Origin of the sequence: Streptomyces sp. NPDC058646, from assembly GCF_042716875.1 — a bacterium.
Taxonomy (GTDB): Bacteria; Actinomycetota; Actinomycetes; order Streptomycetales; family Streptomycetaceae; genus Streptomyces.
This window is the reverse complement of record NZ_JBHXRK010000079.1, coordinates 1-1958: the sequence shown is the minus strand read 5'-3', so window position 1 is coordinate 1958 and position 1958 is coordinate 1. Positions and strand designations below refer to the sequence as shown.

Below are 1958 nucleotides of genomic sequence, written 5' to 3'. Positions count from 1 at the left end.
GGGTGCGCTCACCGATGTCGGTACGCGTGCCCGTCCACTCCTCCAGCACCTGCCGGCGCTCGGCCGCACCCAGCAGCTCCACCTCCGACAGCGGCAGCTCCGGCCGGGCGACCACGTGTTCCAGGGTGCGCCGTAGCATGGCGGCCATCCGCTCGACGGTGGCCCGCTCGTACAGGTCCTCGCTGTAGAGCACCGCACCCGTCAGGCCTGCGCCCTCCTCGGCGCGCAGCAGGAACTCCAGGTCGAACTTGACCGCCCCCGTCGCCAGCGGCTCCGCGGCACCCGCCCGCACGCCCGGCAGCTCCGGGACCACCGCCGGACCCGATTCGAGCGCCAGGCAGATCTGGAACAGCGGATGCCGAGACAGGGAGCGGACGGGGTTCACGGCCTCCAGCACCAGGTCGAACGGCGCCTCCTGATGGGCGAAGGCATCCAGATCGCAGGCCCGGACCCGGCTCAGCAGCTCACGGAAGGTCGGGTTCCCCGAGGTGTCCGTCCGCAGCACCAGGGTGTTGACGAAGAAGCCCACCAGACCGGCGGCCTCCTCCGGCCGTCCGGCGACCGGCGACCCGAGGGGGATGTCCGTCCCCGCACCGAGCCGGGTCAGCATCCCGGCGAGCGCGGCCTGGAGCACCATGAAGGGGGTGCACCGCTCCGCCCGGGCCAGCCCCCGCACCCGCTTGTGCAGTTCGGGTCCGAAGTCCACGGTGACCACCCCGCCGCGCTGCCCGGCCACTGCCGGACGCGGACGGTCGCGGATCAGCCCGAGCTCCTCCGGCAGTCCCGCCAGCGCCGTCTTCCAGTAGGCGAGTTGCTCCTCCAGAGGGCTCCCGGCCAGCGCCGCGCGCTGCCAGAGCGCGTAGTCGGCGTAGTCCACCGGCAGGGGCGGCGCCGACCAGGGAACCTCCCCCGCCCGGTGGGCGGCGTACGCGGCGGACAGGTCGGCGAAGAGGGGGCGCAGCGACAGCCCGTCGGTGGCGATGTGGTGCAGGAGGACGAGGAGGGTGAAGGAGGACGGCCCGGTCCGCAGGAGCGTGACCCGCAGCGGGTCCTCCGCGCCGAGGTCGAAGGAGTGCCGGGCTGCCGTGAGCAGGGCGTCGTCGAGGGCGGCGGGGGCGACGGCGCGCTCCTCGAAGAAGGGCGGCGCGGGTGGGCCGACGACCTGGTACGGAACCCCGTCCACCGTCGTGAAGCGCGTGCGCAGCGGCTCGTGGCGGGCGACGAGGTCCCCGAAAGCGGCGCGCAGCGCGCCGACGTCCAGGTCGCCGTCGAGCCGGACCGCCATCGGCACGTTGTACGAGGTCCCCTCGCCCCCGAGCCCGGTCACCAGCCACAGCCGCTGCTGGGCGAAGGACAGCGGCAGCAGCTCCGGCCGCTCCTCGGCCCGGGTCAGCGCGGGCAGGGCGGGCCCGCCGGAGGCCGCGCCGATCAGACGGGCGAGGGTGGCGGGGGTGGGGTGCTGGAAGACGTCGCGGAGGGTGAGGGTGACGCCGAGGGTGGTGGTGATGCGGTGGGTGAGGCGGGCGGCGAGGAGGGAGTGGCCGCCGTGGTCGAAGAAGCTGTCGTCGACGGACAGCGGCACGGGCGAGCCCAGGACCTCGGTGACCAGGGTCCGGACGATCTCCTCCAGCTCGGTGCGCGGCTGGCGTCCCCCGCCGGTCAGCGGCAGCTCCACGGCCGGCAGCGCCCGCTTGTCGATCTTGCCGTTCGGGGTCAGTGGCAGCCGGTCGAGGACGGCGAACAGGTCCGGGACCATGTGCTCGGGCAGCCGCTCGCGCAGCCAGGACTTCAGGGCTGCGGCCGTAGGGGCGGTTCCCGGTACCGCGGTGACGTAGGCGATCAGGTGGGTGGTGTGGACGAGGGTGGCTTGGGTGAGGTGGGGGTGGGTGGTGAGGACGGTTTCGATTTCGGTGGGTTCGATGCGGAAGCCGCGGATTTTGATCTGGGTGTCGGTGCGG

Annotated in this window: 1 protein-coding gene; it reads right to left on the bottom strand. The window is 73.6% G+C overall.

Annotated elements, in window-relative coordinates:
* Nucleotides 1–1958, bottom strand: a 1958-nt coding sequence (locus tag ACFWUZ_RS36245) for a condensation domain-containing protein (RefSeq protein WP_384382381.1), incomplete at both ends; no start/stop codon positions are given.